Below are 22,788 nucleotides of genomic sequence, written 5' to 3'. Positions count from 1 at the left end.
ATCTGGGAGCTCAGTCCCAGGTCCGTTCAGGCATTCATTGGCGTCTTGAGGGCCCCGGTTGCGGTGACGATGGCGCGGGTGGTGCATCGATAATCACCGTCGCCAGCTTTTGCAATTCCGTTCGGGACAGTTCCTTCAGCCTGTCGGCGCGTGCCAGCGCCAACTCGATCTCCAGCAGGTTCATGGCCTCTAGATAGCGCTCGCGCGACGCTTCATCGCCGTGTTTGTCCGGATGGGCGTCCTCGACCTCTTCCAGGCGTTGTGTGGCGTTGCGTTCCAGTTCGTCGAAAACGTCAGGGTAAATATCTTTCAGGTAACGGCTCCAGTAGTCACGCGAAATCAGATCGTCCAGAAACAGGCTGGACGCCTCATCCGCCAATACCGCAGCCCGAGCATTGATCAAGCGCTGCCCGCTGATCGGCGTGTCGTATAGCGAGTGTTCTGGCTGACCCGGCAACTCCAGCCCGTCCGGCCAGCCGCGAGTCATGCCAAGCCGGTAACGCAGGCGGATTTGCGCCCGGTCTTGATGGCGTCCGGCGACTTCTGCCAGCCTGTCGACCCGTTCCAGTCGAAACAGCCGCCGAGTCAGATCGAGCAAGGCTCGCCCGCGAAGGTCCGGGCGGTCGTGCGGAATATCGCGCAGTGCGGTGTATTCATAAGCGCGAACCTCCAGCTCGCTGAACGTCAGGATTCGGCCATCCGGACACGCACCGTGCGTCTCGGCGTTGTGGAACATCAATTCGCGCAGTTCGCTGTTCTCACTTGCAGCCTCCATGACACGCCACAACCGATGGGTCAGTTCGGCGCGCGCAATCCGGAAGTCCTGGGCATAACGCAACAGGTAGATCAGCTGAAAAAAGCGCTCGTGATTCGGCTCTTCCGCCAACCGCGTCCAAAGGGTTGTTCGCGTGGTGGCCAATGCCGGCGGAGCACCCGCAAGCCAGGGATTCAATGCTTCAGGCGATATAGCCAGAGCCGGATTAGAGACGGGTTCGACGGGCGCCACCACGGCATATATGTCAACGCCGACAGCCCCCTCAGCAGAACCGTTGCTGTCACTGCCCGACTCTGAAAAACCGCTTTCGTCGATGCCGAAGACGTGCGCGTCAATCATGCCGTCAATGTCCTCACGCGCAATGCCCAGTATCTCTGGAGCGTGGTTGACGCGGCTTTGGAATCTGAGTCGCTGTAACGCGTGAAGTGACAGTTCAGTGTTCTCCGACAAGTCCGTGCCCGCGATCAGTTGCGCGTGACTACCGTCGAAGAGTTCATCGGGAATCTCGGTAATGTCGTTGCCACTGAGGTTCAACGTCCGCAGGTTTGGCGCCTCGAGTGCTCCACCGGGCCAATCAATCAGTTGGTTGAAGCGCAGATCAAGCGTTTCGACAGCACCTGATCCAGGCGGGTTGAAAACCTGAAGTTCGTTATAACTGAGGTCGAGCCAGCGCAACCGGATACTACCGAGCAACGGATAGACGCTGGTGGCGCTGGACAGGTCGCAATATTGCATTTCCAGACGTTCCAGCTGACTCATGCGCAGCAGTGGCTCTGGAACAGCCGTCAGCTCATTGCCACTCAGTCTCAATGTCCTAAGATTGGCAAAGGCTCCCAGAAAACCGGATGCGCCGGCGGAGGTCATACCCACACCACTCAGATCCAGCGTGGTGACGCTCGCAAGCGGCACAATCAGGCTTGGCAAGTCGCCAGTCTGCAAGCCCTCAAGGCCAAGTGTCAGCCCTTCTGCACCGGGGCTATGTCCGAGTCCCGCACGCCAGGCTTCGCGGATACGTACCGCCGCGCGGGAACGGCTTTGCGCAGATACTCGGCGCTCGCCTGTGGGTACACCCCGCGTAAACAGCCAGCCATTCAACTGCCGGGTCAGCCCTTCGCAAGCCTGATGCCATTGAGCGATCTGCACATCTATTTGCCCACTGCTCAAACCTGTTTCACGCAGGTTCTGCAATACCTGCACGGCGCGTTCCTGCGTCATGCCCGGATGCAGGCGCTGCAGATTGGTCAGTCTCCCGGCTTCGCCCGGGGATGCGATACGCTGTTCGGGAAGCTTCAATAACAAGCTCGTCAACGACCAGCCCGACTGGCTCGGCAAAATGTTGTCCGGGACGGGCTCCTCGGCAAAACGTGCGAGTGTGCCTTCGGGTAACACGAAGCTGTGTTCGATGCGCTGCAACGCGGCGTTCAGGGCAACCTCACCGGCAGGACTGAAAGCATTGCCGCTCAGATTGACTTTCATCAGCGCGTGCGGATCGGCCAAGGCTTGTGGCGGGAGCGCTGCGATCGCGTTGTCACGCAAGTCGAGCCAGTACAACCGCTCGAGACGCTCGGCACCGGCTGGCCAGGCTTGCAACCCCGTTGCTCTGAGGTTCAGCGCCTGAAGGTGGCTGAAGGCGCTTACATCCAGTTGGCCCAGCGGGTTTGCTTGCAGGTTCAGGCTGCCGAGTCGTTGCAAGCCATTGAATTGTGCCTGCACCGCCGGGGTGATCACGATGCTGTTGGCCGATACATCGAGTTGTCTCAACGCTGGCAGATCAGCGGCAGCGAACGGCAACTCGGTGAAGTTGTTCCCCGCCATGACCAGCGTTTCGGTCGCACTGAACCCCCGGATAAAGGCACGCGCCTGTTCGACGGGAACGTCCAGTTGCCCCAGACGCAGCGTGCGGACATGGGCAAAACTGCCGGCGGGCAATGCTGGCAATTCGATGATCTGCTCCATGCCTGCCTGTTCAATCAGCCCCACTCTCGATACAGGCAATTCGAACGTGGCAATGTCGCCGGGCACGCCATAACGTTGGCGGATGGCGGCATTCCAGCTTTGCTTGAGGGCGCGTAAAGTCCCCGCGTTGCGCCCCGTTGCCCATTGCCAGCGAAGCCCTGCAGAGCGCATCGCCTGCGGATGCGCCGGCATATGAAATTGGGCAAAGATTGCGTCGTGTTCAGCCCTGAGTCGGGTAATCGCCGTCATTCTCGCCTCGGGCGTTGTCCATGCGGCATCGAAGCTTGCCGGTAAGGGATCGAGCAGATCGGGCAAGGTCGCCATGAAGTCCAGCTCCGCCCGGCAATACTGGCTGACCATCTGATTCAGATCGACCAGATGGCCGAGCTCACCGGAGTAGTTGCGGACATATTCGTAAGCACGCATGAACTGCGCCGGAGCCAGCGCCGCCCAGTCCAGCGACAGTCCGGCCCAGAGCCGCTCTTGTCCGCTATACAGCGATTCGGGCAGCGTGCGTATTGCGCTGTGCGTCAGATCCAGACGTTCCAGTTGCGCGAGCCGCTCGACGTACGCCGGCCATTGCCATAACGCATAGGGCGCGTCGATGCGCAAGGAGCGCAAGTGCCGCAAAGGGCTCAGATCCAGCGCATGCAGGCTTCTGGCGTCGAAGCCGGCATAGTCGAGATGTAGCGTTTCCAGCGACGTAAGCGTACCCAGCGTTGCCGGAAAGTCCGCTGCCAGTGCTGGCGCATGGGTGGAAAAGCGCAGACTGACAAGCCGGGGCAACCGGGCGACCGCCGACGGCACTGAAGTGAGCGGCCGGGTTCTGGACGATAGATATTCCAGACCACGCTCAAGGTTACCTATCGACAGATGGGTCACCTCGGGGAATTGCGCCAGAAAGGCATCCGCATTGGCGTCCGTCAAGCCGCTGCCAGCCACCGACAGCTCACGTATGTGTGCAAAAGAAGTGTTCAGCTCTGGCAACGGCGCATCACACACCAGCGCCAAGCGTGCCGCGTCCGGAACCTGCGCGGCGAGCGGCGCATTGCGCCATGCGTCGCGCACGGCCTGGGCAAACCGCGCCCTGCCCTGTGCAGCCTCGCTGCCGGACGGACCGGCCTGCCACTGGTCAAGCGCAGCGTTGAGCCCTTCCCACTCACGTTGGCGCATCTGCAACACCGAGAAGATTTGCTGGTCGGTCCGGCCACGTTGCTGCTGGAGAAATGCCTCCGCCTGTTGCGGGCCCGGATAGAGCTCCATCACCCGCACCCAAAGCGAGGGAAGCAGGCCGGAGCCACGCCCGCTCGCGTAATAGCCCTTCAGCGTGGCGCCGATTCGGCTCGGTGCTTTGAACCGCTTGGCCTGTGGCGCCAGCAATTGCGCAACGCCCTCACGGTGCTTGAACGCAGACTCGATAACCTTGCGCTGCAACGCATGACTTCGGCTGCCATCGCTCAATCCCATCGCGGCGGCATTGTCATCGGACAGCACGCGCATGATCGCGCGGTAAAAGCTGTCAGCCGGTCTGGGCGTGCTGTTGAGCGGTTGCCCTCGATCGTCGAAGGCCTGGTAAAACAGCCCGTCCTTGATTAGATACTTTCGGTTGGCTGCGGTGTTTTCACCGAGGCTGTCGAGCAATGCGCCAGTCGGACTGCCCGCGCGAATTTCCAGACGTAACGACTGCGGCCAGCCCGGTAACTTTGACATCGCGTGTAAGGCGAGGCGGCGGCTATCCGCCGACGCGAGGTTTTCGCTGTGCAAACCGGCAAATGCGCGCGTCTGGCGGCCGCGACCGGCATGCCAGCGCGCTTCTTCAAGCATGTTCAGCGGTGCCCGCCTGGTTGTGTCCAGGCGCACCCGTTCCGCCGGTGTGGCGTGATCGAGCACATCCTGCGCCGCGGCCTCGCTCAGACCAGGCGTTTCGCGCCGCAGGATACTCAGGCGAACACTGTCCGGCTCACTGCTGCGGTACAGGCTGTCAACAATCGAAGCCTGGCGCGTATAAACATGCTCCGTCAGCTGCTGGCCGAACGCCTCGGGCCGCGCTACACGAAATTGCGCGGTTTCCCTGCCAAGCAAATAGTTGATCTCATTCTCTTCCAGTGCCGCAAGAATCCGTTCGGGCATTTGCCCATTCAGCACCTGTGTGCGCGTGAGCTGGATCGCTGGCTTGATGCTGACTCCGGGCACGACTTTTTCGCTGCCATAGCGAATCGACGGCCCTGACAGCTCGGGGCCGGCGAAGACCTCCAATACCCGATCGTAGGGCCAGCGCGGCATTTGCGTGACCAGCGGCAAAGCCAGCAAATAACGGTCATCAATCGGTGTCGCGCCGCGCAATTGCTCGATCATTTGCACGGCTTGTGCATCAGCTTTGAACAAGCGCAGGGCGTCGCGCAACTCGGGCGGCGCGGACGCGTGATCCAGGTGCATCTTGCGTAAGCTGTTTTCGCTGACGCCGCTGACCTCGGCCAGCGTCAGCAACATTTCATCAGAGAGCCCATCGGTCACATGCCCCATGCGCCGCAACAGCGTCAGGCGATTCCAGCTCATCGGTTGTTCCAGCGTATGGCGCCAGGCACCCTGGCCATTGTGTTGCAGCACTGGCCGGTAAGCGTTGGGCTCAGCGGGATGTTTGATCCGCCACTGCGCTGTGCTCGGATCGACAATCAGCTCGTAGACCTTTTCGCCCTGACGCAGGTAAGTCTTGCCGTCGAGTTGATACCGGCCCGACTGATCCGGCCCGGTCGCGTCACTCAAGCTGATGTCTTGCTGGTAGCTGCTGAGGTCTGGGTTCCACAGGCGTGTTTCGCCGTTGGGCAAGGTCACCGGGTGCAAGTCCTCAATCACCGGCTCCGGCTTGACCGCGCCGAGCTTGCGGAGACCTGCCCCGGCGGCGCTCATTACACCGAGGAGTGCGAGGTTTTCCGCGACATCGATCAAATGCGCCTTGGCTGCGTGCTTGTCGCCCTCACTCCATTCGAGCGCGCCCTCGAAGGTTTCGTACAGCAGTTGCCCCGCCATGATCGCCAGCATGACCTCGCCGAGTACCGGCACGAACATGGACACCAGGTTGAGCACCAGCAGCCCGACTTGCAGCAGGGCCGCAAGTTTTGCATCGCGCACCTTGGCGTCGATGTCACTCGACGGCACCGCATGACTACGGGCATCGGCCAGCACTTTTTCGCAATGCTGCGTATAGAGCCTGGCCCAGAGGTCGCTGTTTTCAGCCCATGGATCGCGCTCATTGTGCGCCATGATCGAGACGGCAATATAAGGGTCAGGCTCTGGTTCCATTGGCGGGTACTCAGGTGGCAACTCCTTGAAATCGACAAAAGCCGACAACATACCGAATGCCGCCGGAACTCTGCGCCAGGGCGACGAAATGATATTCGGCGGCGAATCGGCTGACTCGCGCACGAACTGACTGAAATAGTAAGGGCGCTGGTCATAATCCAGGAACTGGCTGATGAACTGCTGGTACGGCGTCGGCCCGGCACTCTGCTCCGCTTGTGTATCCCGGGCGGTCAATCGGCGCTTGAACGTCTCCTCCATTTGCGTCCCGGTGTAGCGCTTCAGCGGATGCTCGGGATCATTGGGCACGTAGACAATGACTGCTTCAGGGGCGCGACGCCTCTGGCCAATAGCAAAAGCGACGCAGCCGGTCAGTCTGTGCCGCATCAGACTCAAATCGTGAAACCAGACCTGCCTGCCGCTCACCTCAGGATGTTTTTCACCGTCGATGACCGAGACGATCATCGCGTGTTCCTCAGGCCGAATATCCTTGGTCAGCAACGCTTGCTCGGCCGCCGCCCGCATGGCGGCTTTCTGGCTGGCAATGAACTGCGTGCGCAATGTCTTTGCCAGGTCTGGGTCGGCAGTGTGGAAAAACGCCTTGAGATACGCCTGGTACTTCGCGCCAAGATCCAGATGACGGCACAAACGCAGAAACTCCATGACGGTCAGGTTGACCGTTACGGGCGCAAAAGTACCGGCCGTGGTGGTTTCTTCCTCAAAACCCGAACTGTCGTGAAAGGCACCGGGCAGGCATTCGCGGATTTCGAAATTGTGCAGTGCAGCCTGAAGCATCGTCAGGTTCAAGACTTCGAACGAACCGATTTCCACACTGAAAATACCCATGGTCAAAGAACGCCGGAGGCTGAGGAACGTCTTGTCGACATCGACAGTGACCTTGCAGCGTTCTTGCAGCGCTTGCGTCAGTAGCGGGCGGGCAAACGCGTCGATGTCCTTGAGCGGAGACATTGTTTTGTCCAGTGCAGACTGGGCCAGGACACTGTTCCTGAAACTGCTGTCCAGCGCCTGGCGTTGCTGCGACGACGCTTGTCTGTACCAGGCCGGTATCACTGGCCTGGACTGTCTGATCTCATCCTTCCTCTGCGCAGCAGCGTCGACCAGCCATTGCGGAACCGCGCCTTCGAGATACTCAGCGTGGAGACTGCCCGTGACCACAGGTTTGGCTGGTTTGTCGTTGACCTTCTGGGGGCTGGAATCGGGGGACATACATCGCTCCTGTAAATGGAGCGTCAGCAGACCATCCCGGGCGAACGACTCTGCGGTACATAGTTATCGCCCCATGACGCAGTTGTAACGATATGTCTGGGCGGCCACCTCAGGCGCATGCGCGTATGTTGACTATGCTTGTAAGGCACGACTTTCGAAGAGGGATTTATGGACGATCCAGTCGACAACAAACCGCCGACCTTCTGGCAGATGCTGCACAGCGTGATGGCGGCGGCGTTCGGGGTGCAGAGCGGCAAGAACCGGGCAAGGGACTTCACCCATGGCAAACCCAGCCATTTCGTGATGCTGGGCATTCTGTTCACGGCGGTGTTTGCGCTGACGCTGTTTGCCATCGTCAAACTGGTGCTGCATTTCGCCGGGGTCTGACGCGGTCAGCGCATCAGGGTCTGCAAGGTGAAGGGGTAGCGATACGACGCCGGTTGCCCCTTGGCCGAGAGCTTGCGGAAATTCACGCCGTAGTCAGGCGACGTGCCCATGGCCAGCATTTGCCGGGCGTGCGCTTTGTCGATCAATTGCAACAAGGGAATCTGCCGGTCACGGCCGCCGTAGTGATTCAAATCGACGCCCTGCTCAACATCATGCAACTCGACCAACGCCCAGCCGCCCAGGGTGAAATGCCCGCCGACCAGCGCGCTCAAACGCCCGTCAACCAACGCCTGCAAGGCCGCCGGTGAGGTATTGACCGCACTGAACAAGGCATCTTTGCCGGGGACTTTGCCGGTCTCGGCGTAAGCGCGCATCGCGCCGAAGGCCATTTCATCATTGGCCGACCACACCAGCGACACCTTCGGGTAGCGGGCAAACAGCTGTTTGGCCTGCTCATAGGCGCGCTCTTGGGTCCAGCCGCTGTAGACCAATTGGCGCAGACGCATCTGTGGGTGTTCGGCCAACGCCCGCTGCATGCCGCGCTCGCGCAATTGTGCCGAGGGGGTGACCTTCAACCCGGAGAACGCCAACACTTCAATCGGCTCAGCAGCGGGCGTCGACGGGTGCAGGCGGATCAGTTCCTTCATCATCAGGTAACCACCCTCCTCGTCGTTCGGCACCAGGCTGCCGATGCGGTCGTTCCGCTCACCGACCAGCGCTTGCTGGTCAGGTGTCAGCGCCGCGTTGACCATAAACAGCTTCACGCCGCTGTTCTCGGCCAGACGCAGAATTTGCGGGGCGACGTATTGTTCGTTGACGAACACCAGGTACTCGGGACGATTCGGCCCCTGCAACGCGATGCGCGCCTGAGCCACGGTCAGTTCGGGCTGGCGTTGGGAATAGAGAATCTGCAGATCGATGCCCAGATCATGAGCGGCTGCCTGCATGAATTGCGAATAGCTGACCCAGAACGCTTCCTGCGTCGAGCCTGGATTCAAAAACAGCACAGACTCTGCCCGCGCGCCGGTCTGAAACAGCGCGCCGAACAATAGAAGACTGATGTGGACAAACTTGAACATGAAGCATCCAGGCCCAAGGAAAAATGGCCGCGCATTATAGCCCTCGTTCCACCGGCTATTGATGCCTGATCCCGTTTTTTGTCCGACAATCTGTCGGAAGCGGGCCCGGATGGGTCGTTTACTGATGACTGACCCAGAATACCGCTGTCCCTACTACGAGAATGATCAGGAACAAAATGGCCCACGCATCGACACTGCTGTCGCTTTTTCTTGCCTTGGTCGGATTGCTCATTGCATCGCCTCTTGTCGGTTTTATCGGTGATTGCAGAAAGACTCGACCACAGTTAAGACGATGATTGTCCGCACGACAAATGTGGGTTAGTTGACAGCCATTCTCGTTAGGCGATTTGGTTCTTTACATATACTCAAACATCACTTTTGCGCATAACTGCAAACGGGTATATTGCCCCGGCTCCGTTAGGGAGTGCGCGGCCGTGCGCGCAGAATTGCAGAGGCACAATCGGACTCCAGCAAGCGAAAACGCAGTGCTACTCCGAATGGCCCAAGCCTGAGAACAGGACTTATATGTACGTATACGACGAGTACGATCAGCGGATCATCGAGGACCGCGTCAAGCAGTTCCGTGATCAGACCCGACGCTATCTGGCAGGTGAGCTGAGCGAAGAAGAATTCCGCCCCCTGCGCCTGCAAAATGGCCTGTACATCCAGCGCTTCGCGCCGATGTTGCGTGTGGCGGTGCCTTACGGCCAGCTGACTTCGCGTCAGACGCGCATGATGGCCAAGATTGCCCGCGACTACGACAAGGGCTACGCCCACATCAGTACGCGGCAGAACGTGCAGTTCAACTGGCCCGCGGTGGAAGACATCCCGGACATTCTGGCTGAACTGGCCACCGTGCAGATGCACGCGATCCAGACCAGCGGCAACTGCCTGCGCAACGTCACCACCGACCAGTTCGCCGGTGTCGCTGCGGACGAAGTGATTGATCCGCGCCCATGGTGCGAGATCGTCCGTCAGTGGACCACGTTCCACCCGGAATTCGCCTACCTGCCGCGTAAGTTCAAGATCGCCGTCAACGGTTCGACCGCTGACCGTGCGGCCATTGAAGTTCACGACATCGGCCTTGAGCCGGTGCACAACGCCGCTGGCGAACTGGGCTTCCGCGTGCTGGTCGGTGGTGGCCTCGGTCGTACTCCGGTGGTCGGCGCGTTCATCAACGAATTCCTGCCGTGGCAGGACCTGTTGAGCTACCTCGACGCGATCCTGCGCGTGTACAACCGCTACGGCCGTCGCGACAACAAATACAAGGCGCGGATCAAGATTCTCGTCAAAGCGCTCACGCCGGAGGTGTTCGCGCAGAAAGTCGATGCGGAAATGGAACACCTGCGCGGTGGCCAGACCACACTGACCGAGGCTGAACTGCATCGCGTCGCCAAGCACTTCGTCGACCCGGACTACAAGGCGCTGGACAACCAGACCGCGCAACTGGCCGAGCTGGACAAAGAGCATCCAGGCTTCGCTCGCTGGCGCACCCGCAACACCCTGGCGCACAAAAAGCCGGGCTACGTGGCCGTGACCCTGTCGCTGAAACCGACCGGCGTTGCCCCGGGCGACATCACCGACAAGCAGCTCGACGCCGTCGCCAATCTGGCCGACCGCTACAGCTTTGGTCAACTGCGCACCTCGCACGAGCAGAACATCATTCTTGCCGACGTCGAGCAAAGCCAGTTGTTTGCCCTGTGGGGTGAGCTGCGTGAAGGCGGTTTCGCCACGCCGAACATCGGCTTGCTGACCGACATCATCTGCTGCCCTGGCGGTGATTTCTGCTCGCTGGCCAACGCCAAGTCGATCCCGATTGCCGAGTCTATCCAGCGTCGCTTCGACGACCTCGACTACCTGTTCGACATCGGTGAGCTGGACCTGAACATCTCCGGCTGCATGAACGCTTGTGGTCACCACCACGTCGGCCACATCGGCATCCTCGGGGTGGACAAGAAAGGCGAAGAGTTCTATCAGGTCTCCCTCGGCGGCAGCGCCAGCCGTGATGCGAGCCTGGGCAAGATCCTCGGCCCGTCCTTCGCCCAGGAAGCCATGCCGGACGTGATCTCGAAGCTGATCGACGTGTACGTTGAACAACGTACTGAAGACGAGCGCTTCATTGACACCTACCAGCGTATTGGCATCGACCTCTTCAAGGAACGCGTCTATGCAGCGAATCATTAAGAACAACGCGGTCGTCGACGAAACCTGGCACTTGCTGCCCAAGGATTTCAACATCGACGAGATCAGCAACTGCGACGACCTGATCGTGCCGCTGCAACTGTGGCGTGAACACAGTCGCATGCTCAAGGCTCGCGACGGTGGTCTGGGTGTGTGGCTGGACGCCGACGAAGAAGCCGAGGAAATCGGTGAAGACGTCGCCGAGTTCCAGGTGATTGCCCTGAACTTCCCGGCGTTCACTGACGGCCGCAACTACTCCAACGCCCGTCTGCTGCGCGACCGTTACGGTTTCAAAGGTGAACTGCGGGCGATTGGCGACGTGCTGCGCGATCAGCTGTTCTACATGCACCGCTGTGGTTTCGACGCCTTTGCCGTGCGTGCGGACAAAGACCCGTACGAAGCTTTGGAAGGTCTCAAGGACTTTTCGGTGACCTATCAGGCCGCCACCGACGAACCGCTGCCGCTGTTCCGTCGCCGCTGAAGGTTTGCTGCGGACAAAAAAACGCCGGTCATGTGACCGGCGTTTTTTTATGCCTGCTCGAATTACCAGAAGCGCTGCTGGGTCAGACGACTCCACCAGCTCAGCAGTACGCGGTCGACCGAGCCGCTGGCGGCCATGCCAATACGTTCCTGCAAGCTTTTGCGCTCGGCGTAGTGCAGGTGGTAGACCTCAGCCTTTTTCGCCCGGTCGGCCAGGTATTCATCGCTGGTCTTGAGTTCATCGACCAATTGCTTATCCAGCGCCGCGACGCCGAGCCAGACTTCACCGGTAGCCACGTCGTCAATCGCCAGTTGCGGGCGATAGCGGGCCACGAAGTTCTTGAACAGTTGATGGGTGATGTCCAGATCTTCCTGGAACTTCTCCCGGCCCTTCTCGGTGTTTTCGCCAAACACGGTCAGGGTGCGCTTGTACTCACCGGCGGTGAGGACTTCAAAATCGATGTCGTGTTTCTTCAGCAAGCGGTTGACGTTGGGCAGCTGTGCAACCACGCCGATCGAGCCGAGAATCGCGAACGGCGCGCTGATGATCTTCTCGCCGATGCACGCCATCATGTAGCCGCCGCTGGCCGCGACCTTGTCGATGCACACCGTCAACGGCACGCCGGCTTCACGGATCCGCGCCAGTTGCGAGGATGCCAGACCGTAGCTGTGAACCATGCCGCCACCGCTTTCCAGACGCAGAACCACTTCGTCCTTTGGCGTGGCGAGCGTCAGCAACGCAGTGATTTCGTGGCGCAGGCTTTCGGTGGCGGAAGCTTTGATGTCGCCGTCGAAATCGAGGACGAATACGCGGGATTTGGCGTCAGGTTGTTTCTTCTGCTTTTTCGCGCTTTTTTCGGACTTGGCTTCGCCTTTGCGCAAAGCCTTGAGCTGATCCTTGTCGAGCAACGTCTGCTCCAGGCGCTCACGCAGGCCCTTGTAGAAATCATTGAGTTTGCTGACCTGCAACTGACCGGCCGATTTGCGCCGGCCCTTGCTGCGCAATGCGGCAAAACTGGCAAGCACCACCAGAATGGCGACTACCAGGGTGACGGTCTTGGCCAGGAAGCTGGCGTATTCGGTGAAAAACTCCACAAAGACTCCTTAAACGATGCGCGGATGTGAGACACACGCGGGATGGCTCCAGCATACCCATGCGTCGGCTTGTCGGCCAGCCGTGAAACCTCTGGCAACACCCCTGTAACAGGCATTTCAAACAAGCGTATGTTTTTTCATTGACAGCTACCCGTCATCCTCATAACCTCGCCACAACCTTCAACGTACCGGGATGACGCGGACGTGGGCAGCATCTACTTGATACGACATGGCCAGGCCTCCTTTGGTGCAGACGACTATGACGTCCTGTCGCCGACCGGTGTGCGTCAGGCAGAAATCCTCGGTCAGCACCTCGCTGAACTGGGCATCAGCTTCGATCGCTGCCTCGCCGGTGACCTGCGTCGCCAACAGCACACGGCCACCAGCGCGCTGGCGCAATACGCCGCCAAAGGCCTGCCGGTGCCGACCCTGGAAACCGATTCTGCGTTCAACGAATTCGATGCCGACGCGGTCATTCGCGCGCTGCTCCCGGACATGCTGGCGGACGAGCCGGAAGCCCTCGACATCCTGCGCAACGCCGCACAGAACCGTGGCGAATTCCAACGGATTTTCGCCTTGATCATCGAGCGCTGGCTGGCCGGCACTTTTGACACGCCGGGGCTGGAAAGCTGGCTGGGTTTCGTCGAACGGGTTCACGCCGGACTGCAGCGAATTCTTGAACAGGCTGGCGACAAACAGAAAATCGCCGTGTTCACCTCCGGCGGCACCATCACCGCCCTGCTCCACCTCATTACGCAAATGCCTGCCAGACAGGCCTTTGAATTGAACTGGCAAATCGTCAACACCTCGCTCAACCAGCTGAAGTTCCGCGGTCGCGAGGTGGCTTTGGCCTCCTTCAACAGTCATGCACACCTGCAGCTGTTGAAGGCTCCGGAACTCATCACTTTCCGTTGAGTCCGGTTAACTGTGAACCTTGCTGTAATCAACCTCATAAGGATCGAACCATGACCTCCGTAGCCGATGCCGTAAAAGCAATGCAAGCCAAGTTCAACCCAGCCGCTGCTGCCGGTCTGGATCTGGTTTTCGGTTTCAACATCACTGACGAAGACAAGCAGTACTCGCTGATCGTCAAAGACGGCACCTGCGATATCCAGGAAGGCGAGAACCCGGACGCCAACTGCACGCTGGTACTGGATAGCGAAACCCTTAAAGGTATCGTCAGCGGCGAAACCGACGGCATGCAGGCTTTCATGGGCGGCAAGCTGCGCGTTGAGGGCGACATGATGCTGTCGATGAAACTGTCCGAGCTGTTCCCGTCGTAATAGCGACGTTCAGCGGCATAAGAATCCCGCCTTCATGGCGGGATTTTTTCATTCGCGCGCTCAAATTTACTGCGCATTCCCGCTCCCACATTCTGTTGCCATGCCGTCGGCGACAATGGCCGGCAGCGTGTTGATGGCCAGCCGCAAGGCCAGGCTCAAAGGTAATTTGACGGGTAAAAACTGAATCATGAACAGCATCTTTGCTTGTCAGGCCAATGCCATGTCCTTCAACAACCGGGTATCCAGGCCAAACCTTTCTTGAGAGACCATCTTGAACTGCCCCTCTGCCAGCTCGCAGCTCACCAGCAGATTCCAGGAATACCGAGTCGCCGCCGAGGGGATCAGCACAAACGGATGTTCGGCCAGCAGCGCCTCGGCAAACAACTGCTGATTGGGTGAAGGTCGGGCAGGGCTTAACCAGTACGGATTCGGCACCTCTTCCGGCTGCACGATTCTGACCTTGGCATCGCTGATGACTTCAAAGCACGTCAGCACGTACGGCTCACTGTCGAGCGCATCAAAACTGTTGTTGGCTGCCACCTCCAGAATGGCCGAAGACGGATCGACTGATGCATAAACGACTCGCCGGCCAGGCACATTCCATCGACCTCCATTCAGTTCTGAGCCTATCCCGCTGTCCCACGTAGTCCCGTAAACCTCGGGATCCAGCCGCCAGGCATACCAGTGCTCGTCCCAAGGCAAGGGATTCATGGGTAAACCCCGGACATGATCTGCCACAAATATTGTTCCACCATCTGGAAACCCAGTGGATGTCGGATAAATTCCAATGGCACGCGGCCGCTCAGATAAGGGCTGGGTTTCTGCATCCATACCTCCGCCCGCGATTGCCCGGCGAATGCCCGAGTGGCCATCTCCAGCACCAGCGCATATTGGTAGGCGACGACACTCTGTTGCGGGTCAAGCCGTACCGGTTTGCCTTCCTTCATGAGCCGGCGCACGGTTCGTACAGACTTGCCGGTGATACGTTTGACCATGTCTTCGCGCAGATACAACTCGCAAGTTGAAAGCATGTTGACGACATCGCTCAGCTCAAAGCCCTCGTCGGTAAGGCGGATGATCAGCAGGGCATCGTCACCGATGTTCTGCCCGTTCACGAGCAGATCGACAGGCTTGCCCGCGACCTTCTTCAGCCCCGTCAGCCGGGGCGCTTTGGGTGTGGGCATCGCGATATCCTCCATGGGGCATCTGGCGCGATCGTCGATCCAGAAATTGCGCAGGGAATAAACAGAGGTTTCATGCTCAATGTGTGGGGTACGCATAATTGATCCTTGATCTGGGAGCCTGAGCGTTCAAGCCGCTCAGCGACTTCAATGTCAGGACCGATGCTATAGATCGCGCTTCCGACGACCAACCTGAAAAGGTCGTCGGAAATATCCCCTGCTTGCCGCAAAACCCTGCATTTTCCGTAGGACGTAAACACAAAAATCCTGCCAGCAGCTGCCGCAGTGATCACTCACATCCAGCCACCACTGCCGCCCGCCTGGCTCTAAGCCAGGCGCGACTGTGCAGCAGCCTCGGCGACACTTTAAGCAATAAAAAATCACCATATTCAAACCACTGAACATAAGGCGCTTGGTCGCCGCAGAAACATTGGCTGACAGAACGTTGACCTCGATCACTGGCGCGTGGGTGGTCACTGATTAATCTCGCGGCTCAATCGAAGGCCAGGGACGGCTCAGCGAGAGCCCACGGCCGAATCCACTCAAGGAAGAGCAATCATGCGATCACTCAACATCATTCTGCTGTCGTCAGCGTTCAACGGCCTGACCCAACGCGCTTGGCTGGAACTGCGCGAGGCCGGGCATTCACCCAGCGTTGTGCTGTTTACCGATGAACAGGCCGTGTGCGAACAGATCGAACACAGCGGCGCGGATCTGGTGATCTGCCCGTTCCTCAAGGATCGCGTGCCGCAGGCGCTGTGGAGCAACACCGAACGGCCGGTGGTGATCATCCATCCGGGTATCGTCGGCGATCGGGGCGCCAGTGCCCTCGACTGGGCGATTACCAATGAACTGCCAAGCTGGGGCGTCACCGCGTTGCAGGCCGTTGAGGAAATGGACGCCGGCCCGGTGTGGGCCACCTGCGAATTCAACCTGCCGGCGGGCCTGCGCAAATCCGAGCTGTACAACGGCCGGGTCAGTGATGCGGCGATTCGTTGTATTCGCGAAGTGGTGGAGAAATTCATCGAAGGGTTTGAACCGGTTGCCCTCGACTATGCCGATACGAAAGTACGCGGACGCTTGCAGCCGAACATGAAACAGGTCGACCGCAGCTTCAGCTGGCACGATTGCGCACGCTTCATCAAACGCTGCATCGATGCTGCCGACGGCCAGCCCGGCGTGTTGGCGAGCCTCGCCGGCGGTCAGTATTACGTGTACGACGCGCAGCTGGATTCGCGTAGCGGCATGCCCGGCGAGATTCTTGCGGTGCATGACGATGCGGTGCTGGTCGCCGCCGGTGATCAAAGCCTGTGGATCGGCGCCCTACGGCGCAAACCGCAACCTGGCGAAGAGACCTTCAAGCAACCGGCGCGGCACTTGCTGGCCGGGCAACTGGCCGAGGTGCCTGTGCTGGACTGGTCGATCGCCACGCAGCCGTTCAGTGACGAAGCCTATCAACCGATCCGCTACCGGGAATCCGGCATCGTCGGTGAACTGACCTTCGAGTTCTACAACGGCGCCATGAGCACCGAGCAGTGCCAGCGCATGGTCGCCGCGCTGCGCTGGGCAAAATCCCGTGATACCCAGGTGTTGTTGATCAAGGGTGGGCGCGGCAGTTTTTCCAACGGCGTGCATTTGAACGTGATTCAGGCCGCGCAGGATCCTGGCGCCGAAGCCTGGGCGAATATTCAGGCAATCGACGATGTCTGCGCAGAACTGCTGACCGCCCGGCAACTGGTGGTCAGTGGCGTCACCGGCAACGCGGGCGCCGGTGGTGTGATGCTTGCGCTGGCGGCCGACATTGTCTTTGCCCGCGCCGATATCGTGCTCAATCCGCATTACAAGAGCATGGGCTTGTACGGCTCCGAATACTGGACCTACAGCCTGCCCCGCGCCGTCGGTCCGGCAATGGCCGAGCAATTGACCCAGGCTTGCCTGCCGGTAAGCGCGGTACAGGCGTGGCAACTGGGCATGGTTCAGGAAATCGGCCCGCGCTGCCCGGACGAGTTTGCCCTGTGGTTGCTGCAACGGGCCAACAGCGTGGTGAGCGATCCGACTTACGCGGCGGTACGCGAGCGCAAGGTGCGGGTTGATCAGGTATTGATCCAGCAATGCCGCGAAACCGAGCTGCAGGAGATGCAGGAAGACATGCTCTACAACCGTAATCAGTTTGCCGAGAAGTGCCGAAATTTTGTCTTCAAGCGCAAGGTGTGTGGCACGCCGGCGCGGTTGATTGAAGAGTGGGCGCGGGTGCGTTCGGTTGAGTTGGCCAGTTGATTTCGCGGTGACTGCTTTCCCCTCACCCTAGCCCTCTCCCCAGGGAGAGGGAACCGACCGAGGTGTCTGGCAAGCTGCATCGACCTGAAAAATCGGGCCGATTATGGATTCAACGCTGATCGTTCAAGTCAGTGCATTTTTCAATATCCCCCAATCAGTCCCCTCTCCCTCCGGGAGAGGGTTAGGCGGGCGGCGATCCGATGAGGGGCTTTTGCCTTTACAATGCCCGCCACCTCAAACACCGGCCCGCCCATGGACATCGATCTCGCTCGCACCTTTCTGGAAATCGTCCGCCACGGCAGCCTCGCCGCGGCGGCGCAGAAGCTGTTCGTCACGCAAACGGCGATCACCGCTCGCGTGCAGAAACTCGAAAGTCAGCTGGGCAGCACGCTGTTCGTGCGTAACCGCGCCGGGGCGAAACTGACGCCCAATGGCGAGGCTTTTGTGGTTTACGCCAATCAACTGGTGCAAACCTGGGAAGCCGCGCGCCGCGACCTGCCGCTGCCCGAGGGCTATCACAACGTGCTGCACATCGGCGGCGAAGTCAGCCTGTGCAACCCGTTGATGCTCAGTTGGGCGGCGGAACTGCGCGAGAAGATTCCCGGGCATGCCCTGCGCATGGAAATTCGCGACGGCGAAAACCTCCTGCGCCAACTCGAACTCGGTGTGCTCGACGCCGCACTGGTCTACCAGCCGGAATACTGGCCAGGCTTGCAGGTCGAGCAAGTGCTGGAAGAAAAACTGATCCTGGTGCGAGCCCCCGATCGTCCCGATCCCTACGTCTACATCGACTGGGGCCCGGACTTCCGCCGCCAGCATGACGCGGCCCTGCCGGAAAAAGCCAAAGCGGCGCTGAGTTTCAACCTCGGCCCGCTGGCCCTGCAGTACATTCTCGAACACGGCGGCAGCGGCTATTTCCGCACCCGTGTCGTGCGTACTTACCTGGAAAGCGGCGCCCTGGAAGCGGTGACCAAAGCCCCGGAGTTCGGCTATCCGACTTACCTCGTGTACTCACGTGATCGCGATTCGGCGACGCTGCAGCAAGCCTTCCATCTGCTGCGCGAAGTGATCCGCACCGATGATGACTGGTCGCAACGCTGGAACCCGCTGAGCTGAAGCGGCGGCTTCACAGCCGATCATGGCGCATGTGCCATTGAGGTCCGGCCTGCACATACGGCCGGATCGGCTAATCTGCCGGGTATAACAACAATCCAGCAGGTGATGCAGTGAGGCAGACCACCGAGGCATTTCGCAGCCGCTATCGTGCGGCCATTCATCCGCTGTACAACCCGTGGTTGCACGGCGCCTTCGTGCTGCTGTTCGGTGTGTTGGCCATTGGTGGTTTCTGGAGCAGCGTGCAGCAGGTCAGCCTGCTGGAATGGCTGACGGTGCCGTTGACCCTGCTGTTCTTCAATTTCGCCGTGTACATGGTCCATCGTCATCTCGGCCACCACAAAAAGACCTTCGCGAAAATGTTCTACGCCCGGCATGCCGGCGATCATCACAGTTTCTTCACCCCCGGCCACATGACCTACGACAGCGCCCGCGACTGGCGAGTGATTCTGTTCCCCGCGTGGCTGATCGTGCTGCACACACTGCTGATCACCCTACCGTTGTGGTGGCTGCTCGCACAGGTAGACGCCAACGTGGCCGGGTTGTTTGGCGGCTGCATGGTCCTCGGTTATCTGACTTACGAGATATTCCACGCCTGCGAACACCTGCCGCCACACAACCCGCTGACCCGCCTGCCGTGGATCCGCCAGATGCGCCACTTGCACGAGCTGCATCACCGCCGCGAGCGCATGCAGGAGCGCAATTTCAACATCGTTTTGCCGCTGATGGACTACCTGTTCGGCACCCTTTACCGGGAGCCGGAAATCACCCTTTTGAGCGATTCGAAAATGCCCATGACCCGCCTGCAACACCCGATCGATATCGCTGGTGAACCCATCGCCGTGCTGGCCTATGCCGCCAGTGTCAGTCGCTGGCCGGAGTGGCACCCCTCGTCGCTGAAAATCGATGGTGCGCAAGGCCCGTTGCATGCCGGCGCGCGCTTCGAAGAGGACATTCATGCCGGCGGGCGCGCGGGCCATTTGCGCTGGGAAGTCACCGAATACCTGCCCGGCCGGCGCTGGTGCGCGCGGGCGCAGGGCGATCATGGTTTGTCGCTGCTGCTGACCTATGAATGCAGCCCCGAGGGCAGCGGCACACGGTTTGTGCGCACGCTGGATTATCGCTTCGACGGACTGGGCATGCGCATCGCCAATCGCTTGCTGCTCAAACGGCGCATCGAGCGCGAATCCGCCGCATCGATGCTGGCGCTGCGCGACATGGCCGCCCGCTACCTGGCCTCAGCGAGGGCCAGCGCGTGAAGCTGAGACATCTGCTGTTGTTGCTGGTCCTCATCGTCATCGGCTTTTTATTGTTGATGCCCACCAGGGTCGAACCCGTGGCCTGGACGCCGCCGCCAGCGCCATCGCTGACAGAAGGTCTCTACGCCGAGAACCAGAAACTCAAAGGCGCAGCGCAGGTCGGGCCGAGCGACATCGAAGGGCCGGAAGCCTTGCTGCTGGAAAGTGACTTCCTGATCACCGGGCTGCACGACGGCCGACTGATCCGCACCAGCCTCGACGGCCAGCAACGCAAAGTACTCGCCGACACCGGTGGCCGCCCGCTGGGCCTGGCCCGGCATCCGAACGGCATGCTGGTGATTGCCGACGCGGTCAAGGGTTTGCTGTCCCTTGATGCGCAGGGTCAGCTGGTGCCTTTGACCACGGCGGCCAATGGTCTGGCGTTCGGTTTTACTGATGACGTCGCCATCGACAAGTCCGGGCATTACGCCTATTTCAGCGATGCTTCCAGTCGCTGGGGTTATGGCCATGACGGCGAAGCAATCATCGAGCACGGCGGCGATGGACGTTTGCTGCGCTATGACTTCCAGAGCGGCAAAACCAGTGTCCTGCTGGACAAGCTGGAGTTCGCGAACGGCGTGACCCTCGGCCCGGATGACGCCTATGTGCTGGTCAACGAAACCGGCGCCTATCGCATCAGCCGCTATTGGCTGACCGGGCCGAAAGCCGGCACTCACGACCTGTTTATCGATAACTTGCCGGGGCTGCCGGACAACCTGGCGTTCAATGGCAGCAATCGGTTTTGGGTGGCGTTGTATGCGCCGCGCAACAAGCTGCTAGACACCACCGCAGGGCATCCATTCGTGCGCAAGATGATCGTGCGGGCTTTGGCGGTTTTGCCTAAGCCGGTGGAGAAGCGCGGGTTTGTCCTGGGGCTGAATCTGGAGGGCAAGGTAATTGCCAATTTGCAGGATGCCAGCAGTGGCAATTACTCGCCGATTACCACGGTGCGTGAGTATGGGCCGTGGTTATATTTTGGCTCGTTGAAGGCGACGCATATGGCGCGGATGCCGTTGGATGTGGCCCTGAAGTGAATCTGAGATTTGTGCGTTGCATGGACTGACGCCTTCGTCGGAACGCCGCCCGGAGCAGGCTCGCTCCCACAGGGTTATTTGCTGACCACAGCATTTGGGCTCAACACAATCCACTGTGGGAGCCTGCTCGCGAAGACAGTCTGTCAGTTGCTGGACTTGTCGAACTTGTCCGGATCTTCGTCTTCGGGCAGATCCTCATCCGGCTCTTCGGGATTGGCCGTGGTATGCGCCGGGCTGTTCGGTTCGGGATGCGTGGGAACCGGGTCGAATGCGCCCTGCTCTTCACTGGGAAATTTGGGATCGTTCATATGGCACCTCGCAATGAGTCGGATGGAAGACTCTGTACATTCGAGGTGCCGGTCGTGGCTGTCGTTCCCGTCGATCCGCAACCGCAGGTCGGCGGGTCAATGGCGAATCAAGACGGCGCCTGCAAATGGCTGACGATTTCGTCTTTGACCTTCAGGCGCCTCTCTTTGAGCTTTTTCAATGCGTCGTCGGTGGGAGCATCTGAGGTGGCCGTTTCGGCTTTGACCACCTCTGCGTCGGCTAGGGAGTATTTGTTGATCAATGAATCCAGTCGTGGATCCTGGGTGCGTTTTTGCTGGATCTCTTCCTTCGTGAAACTCAAGTCCTGAAACAGGTCATGGGGAACCGGCATGGAACACCTCCGTCAGTTGATCGGCTGGCCAACGCGATCGATTGCGCTGGCCAGTTATCAGAATGGCCTCGGTTGCACGGTTCTGTCGACCACCTGTCAGACCAGCGGTGCCCGTTCGTCGCCCTGTCGCAAATGCGATCAAACCTTTGCTCGCCGTGTTCCCTCCATTGGTTAACACCAACAAAAACTGCGTGGAGATACACCAATGGACGGATTCAACCTGCGTCATCTGGTTCTGGCTGTCGCGTTGAGCAGCGGCATGGGCAGCGCTTTCGCTGCGACTGACAATGACTTCGTCGATAACGCCGCGGCCGGTGGTATTGCCGAAATCGAAACCAGCCGCCTCGCTTTGGAAAAAAGCCAATCGGCTGACATCAAAGCGTTCGCCAACATGATGATCACCGATCACGGCAAGGCCAACGATGAGCTGGCGACTATTGCCAAGGCCAATGACATCGAAGTTCCGGACGAAACGACGCTGGTCAAACAGGCCAAGGAAAAGATCCTCGATATGCGCGATGAGTCCTTCGACGCCGCTTACGCCAATAATCAGGTGAAGGCTCATGAAGAGACCATCGAGCTGTTCAAGAAACAAGCCAATACCGTGACGGATGACAAGGTCAAAGGCGCCCCTGAACTGAAGGCATTTTCACAAAAAATGTTGCCGGCGCTGGAGAAACATCTGGCAGTGGCGAAAGAGCTGCAGGCCAAGCATCCGAGCAAGTAAAAAGCTTTACCCTCACCCCAGCCCTCTCCCGGAGGGAGAGGGAGCCGGCCGAGGTGAATGTTCGAGTTACGCCGACCTGAAACTTCGGCTTCGAACTCAGGTACTGGAGTGCAACTCCGATTTTGAACTGCCCCCGATCGGCTCCCTTTCCCCCCTCGCCTTTCCGGAGAGCGAGACGGAGCCGATCGTGTTGAATGTTCGAGTCACACCGACCTGAAATCCAGAGTTGAACCTGGGTTTTGAAAGGCACCGAGATCGGCTCCCTTTCCCCTCGCCCCCTTGGGGGAGAGGGCTGGGGTGAGGGGGATCAATGTCAGCAACACCACAAACCCAAAGCAAAAAAAAGGCCGCATCCAGATAGATGCGGCCTTGTCATATCCGCCGAAATCAACCGCCATCGGTATCAATATCGGCATCCGTCTCCTCCCCCGGCTTCGCCCGATCCGGTTGCGGTTCGAAGCCCGGACTGAACTCGTTGTCGTTGTCCGTGTGCTTGTTCTTCTGGTCCACTGCCGGGTCTGCGCTCTGCGCCTGACCATCCTCGCCCTGCTGCTGCGTCGGCGCCGGCTGCCCCGGCACCTGCGGGTCAATCGCTGGATCATTGCGGTTAATCGGTTCGCCAGATTGACTCTGTTGCCTGGTTTGCTCGTTCATGGCCACCTCGTTGGTCAAAACACCCCCGACACACATCCGTCGGGTGTCAAAGATTCGAAGCCTGGCCCGCGCCAACGTTCAAAACT

At 59.7% G+C, this 22,788-nt stretch carries 19 protein-coding genes; 10 read left to right on the top strand and 9 right to left on the bottom strand.

All coding sequences use genetic code 11. The features are described 5' to 3' along the window. Positions 1–34: 34 nt before the first annotated feature. Positions 35–7,255, bottom strand: a complete 7,221-nt coding sequence (locus BMY54_RS08545; protein ID WP_093430872.1) for a dermonecrotic toxin domain-containing protein — start codon at positions 7,253–7,255, stop codon at positions 35–37. A 168-nt stretch (positions 7,256–7,423) separates the two neighbouring features. Here BMY54_RS08545 and BMY54_RS08540 point away from each other — a divergent pair, with 168 nt between their 5' ends. Continuing rightward, positions 7,424–7,642, top strand: a complete 219-nt coding sequence (locus tag BMY54_RS08540; protein ID WP_016983294.1) for a DUF2970 domain-containing protein — start codon at positions 7,424–7,426, stop codon at positions 7,640–7,642. 5 nt (positions 7,643–7,647) lie between these two features. On the opposite strand, the gene BMY54_RS08535 is transcribed toward BMY54_RS08540, so the two are convergent. Continuing rightward, positions 7,648–8,721, bottom strand: coding sequence for an ABC transporter substrate-binding protein (locus tag BMY54_RS08535; protein WP_093430869.1), 1,074 nt, complete (start codon positions 8,719–8,721; stop codon positions 7,648–7,650). Positions 8,722–9,246: 525 nt separating this feature from the next. On the opposite strand from BMY54_RS08535, the gene BMY54_RS08530 reads away from it, so the two are divergent. Both BMY54_RS08530 and BMY54_RS08525 read left to right on the top strand, forming a co-directional pair. Beyond that, complete coding sequence (locus BMY54_RS08530) at positions 9,247–10,905, top strand: nitrite/sulfite reductase (RefSeq protein ID WP_093430866.1); 1,659 nt, start codon at positions 9,247–9,249, stop codon at positions 10,903–10,905. Next, a complete protein-coding gene (locus BMY54_RS08525; protein WP_093430863.1) occupies positions 10,889–11,383 on the top strand; it encodes a DUF934 domain-containing protein in 495 nt (164 codons plus the stop codon). The genes BMY54_RS08530 and BMY54_RS08525 overlap by 17 nt, the downstream gene beginning before the upstream one ends. Positions 11,384–11,445: 62 nt before the next feature. Here BMY54_RS08525 and sohB read toward each other — a convergent pair whose 3' ends face one another. Next, positions 11,446–12,477 (bottom strand): protease SohB, encoded by a 1,032-nt coding sequence (sohB, locus tag BMY54_RS08520; RefSeq protein ID WP_093430860.1) that lies wholly within the window; start codon positions 12,475–12,477, stop codon positions 11,446–11,448. A gap of 204 nt (positions 12,478–12,681) precedes the next feature. Here sohB and BMY54_RS08515 point away from each other — a divergent pair, with 204 nt between their 5' ends. Further along, a complete protein-coding gene (locus BMY54_RS08515; RefSeq protein WP_093430858.1) occupies positions 12,682–13,392 on the top strand; it encodes a histidine phosphatase family protein in 711 nt (236 codons plus the stop codon). Between the two features lie 50 nt (positions 13,393–13,442). Further along, the gene (locus BMY54_RS08510) at positions 13,443–13,760 is read left to right on the top strand and encodes an SCP2 sterol-binding domain-containing protein (protein WP_007912567.1); all 318 of its coding nucleotides are present in this window, start codon (positions 13,443–13,445) and stop codon (positions 13,758–13,760) included. 66 nt (positions 13,761–13,826) lie between these two features. Here the strand turns inward: BMY54_RS08510 and BMY54_RS30840 are convergent, their stop codons facing one another. The 3 genes from BMY54_RS30840 to BMY54_RS08500 are packed head-to-tail and all read right to left on the bottom strand — an operon-like array spanning position 13,827 to position 14,944. Continuing rightward, entirely contained in the window at positions 13,827–13,949 is a 123-nt protein-coding gene (locus BMY54_RS30840) for a hypothetical protein (protein ID WP_256573835.1), read from the bottom strand. A gap of 18 nt (positions 13,950–13,967) precedes the next feature. Further along, positions 13,968–14,471: an RES family NAD+ phosphorylase gene (locus BMY54_RS08505; RefSeq protein ID WP_093430855.1), complete on the bottom strand. Its 504-nt coding sequence runs from the start codon at positions 14,469–14,471 to the stop codon at positions 13,968–13,970. Next, entirely contained in the window at positions 14,468–14,944 is a 477-nt protein-coding gene (locus tag BMY54_RS08500; protein ID WP_175559577.1) for an MbcA/ParS/Xre antitoxin family protein, read from the bottom strand. The genes BMY54_RS08505 and BMY54_RS08500 overlap by 4 nt, the downstream gene beginning before the upstream one ends. Before the next feature lie 555 nt (positions 14,945–15,499). Between BMY54_RS08500 and BMY54_RS08495 the strand changes: the two genes are divergently transcribed. The 4 genes from BMY54_RS08495 to BMY54_RS08480 all read left to right on the top strand — a co-directional run bounded on the left by BMY54_RS08495 (position 15,500) and on the right by BMY54_RS08480 (position 20,663). Next, the gene (locus BMY54_RS08495) at positions 15,500–17,218 is read left to right on the top strand and encodes a hydrogenase maturation protein (RefSeq protein WP_093430852.1); all 1,719 of its coding nucleotides are present in this window, start codon (positions 15,500–15,502) and stop codon (positions 17,216–17,218) included. Between the two features lie 252 nt (positions 17,219–17,470). Then, entirely contained in the window at positions 17,471–18,334 is an 864-nt protein-coding gene (locus BMY54_RS08490) for a LysR family transcriptional regulator (protein WP_007912548.1), read from the top strand. Positions 18,335–18,444: 110 nt separating this feature from the next. Further along, entirely contained in the window at positions 18,445–19,590 is a 1,146-nt protein-coding gene (locus BMY54_RS08485; protein WP_093430849.1) for a sterol desaturase/SRPBCC family protein, read from the top strand. Continuing rightward, positions 19,587–20,663, top strand: coding sequence for an SMP-30/gluconolactonase/LRE family protein (locus tag BMY54_RS08480; RefSeq protein WP_093430842.1), 1,077 nt, complete (start codon positions 19,587–19,589; stop codon positions 20,661–20,663). The genes BMY54_RS08485 and BMY54_RS08480 overlap by 4 nt, the downstream gene beginning before the upstream one ends. Before the next feature lie 143 nt (positions 20,664–20,806). Here BMY54_RS08480 and BMY54_RS30570 read toward each other — a convergent pair whose 3' ends face one another. Together BMY54_RS30570 and BMY54_RS08475 are read right to left on the bottom strand one after the other, a co-directional pair. After that, positions 20,807–20,971: a hypothetical protein gene (locus BMY54_RS30570; protein ID WP_007912545.1), complete on the bottom strand. Its 165-nt coding sequence runs from the start codon at positions 20,969–20,971 to the stop codon at positions 20,807–20,809. Between the two features lie 107 nt (positions 20,972–21,078). Beyond that, positions 21,079–21,321 carry an HP1242/YdcH family protein gene (locus tag BMY54_RS08475; protein WP_093430839.1) on the bottom strand — a complete coding sequence of 81 codons (243 nt, stop codon included), beginning with the start codon at positions 21,319–21,321 and terminating at the stop codon, positions 21,079–21,081. Between the two features lie 205 nt (positions 21,322–21,526). On the opposite strand from BMY54_RS08475, the gene BMY54_RS08470 reads away from it, so the two are divergent. Beyond that, on the top strand, positions 21,527–22,048 hold the full coding sequence (locus BMY54_RS08470; RefSeq protein WP_093430836.1) for a DUF4142 domain-containing protein: 522 nt from the start codon (positions 21,527–21,529) through the stop codon (positions 22,046–22,048). Between the two features lie 387 nt (positions 22,049–22,435). Here BMY54_RS08470 and BMY54_RS08460 read toward each other — a convergent pair whose 3' ends face one another. After that, positions 22,436–22,702, bottom strand: coding sequence for a hypothetical protein (locus tag BMY54_RS08460; protein WP_093430830.1), 267 nt, complete (start codon positions 22,700–22,702; stop codon positions 22,436–22,438). Positions 22,703–22,788 lie beyond the last annotated feature (86 nt).

The organism is Pseudomonas sp. ok266 (genome assembly GCF_900110195.1).
Taxonomy (GTDB): Bacteria; Pseudomonadota; Gammaproteobacteria; order Pseudomonadales; family Pseudomonadaceae; genus Aquipseudomonas; species Aquipseudomonas neuropathica.
Note: the sequence above shows the minus strand (reverse complement) of the source record. Positions and strands in the feature narration are given on the sequence as shown.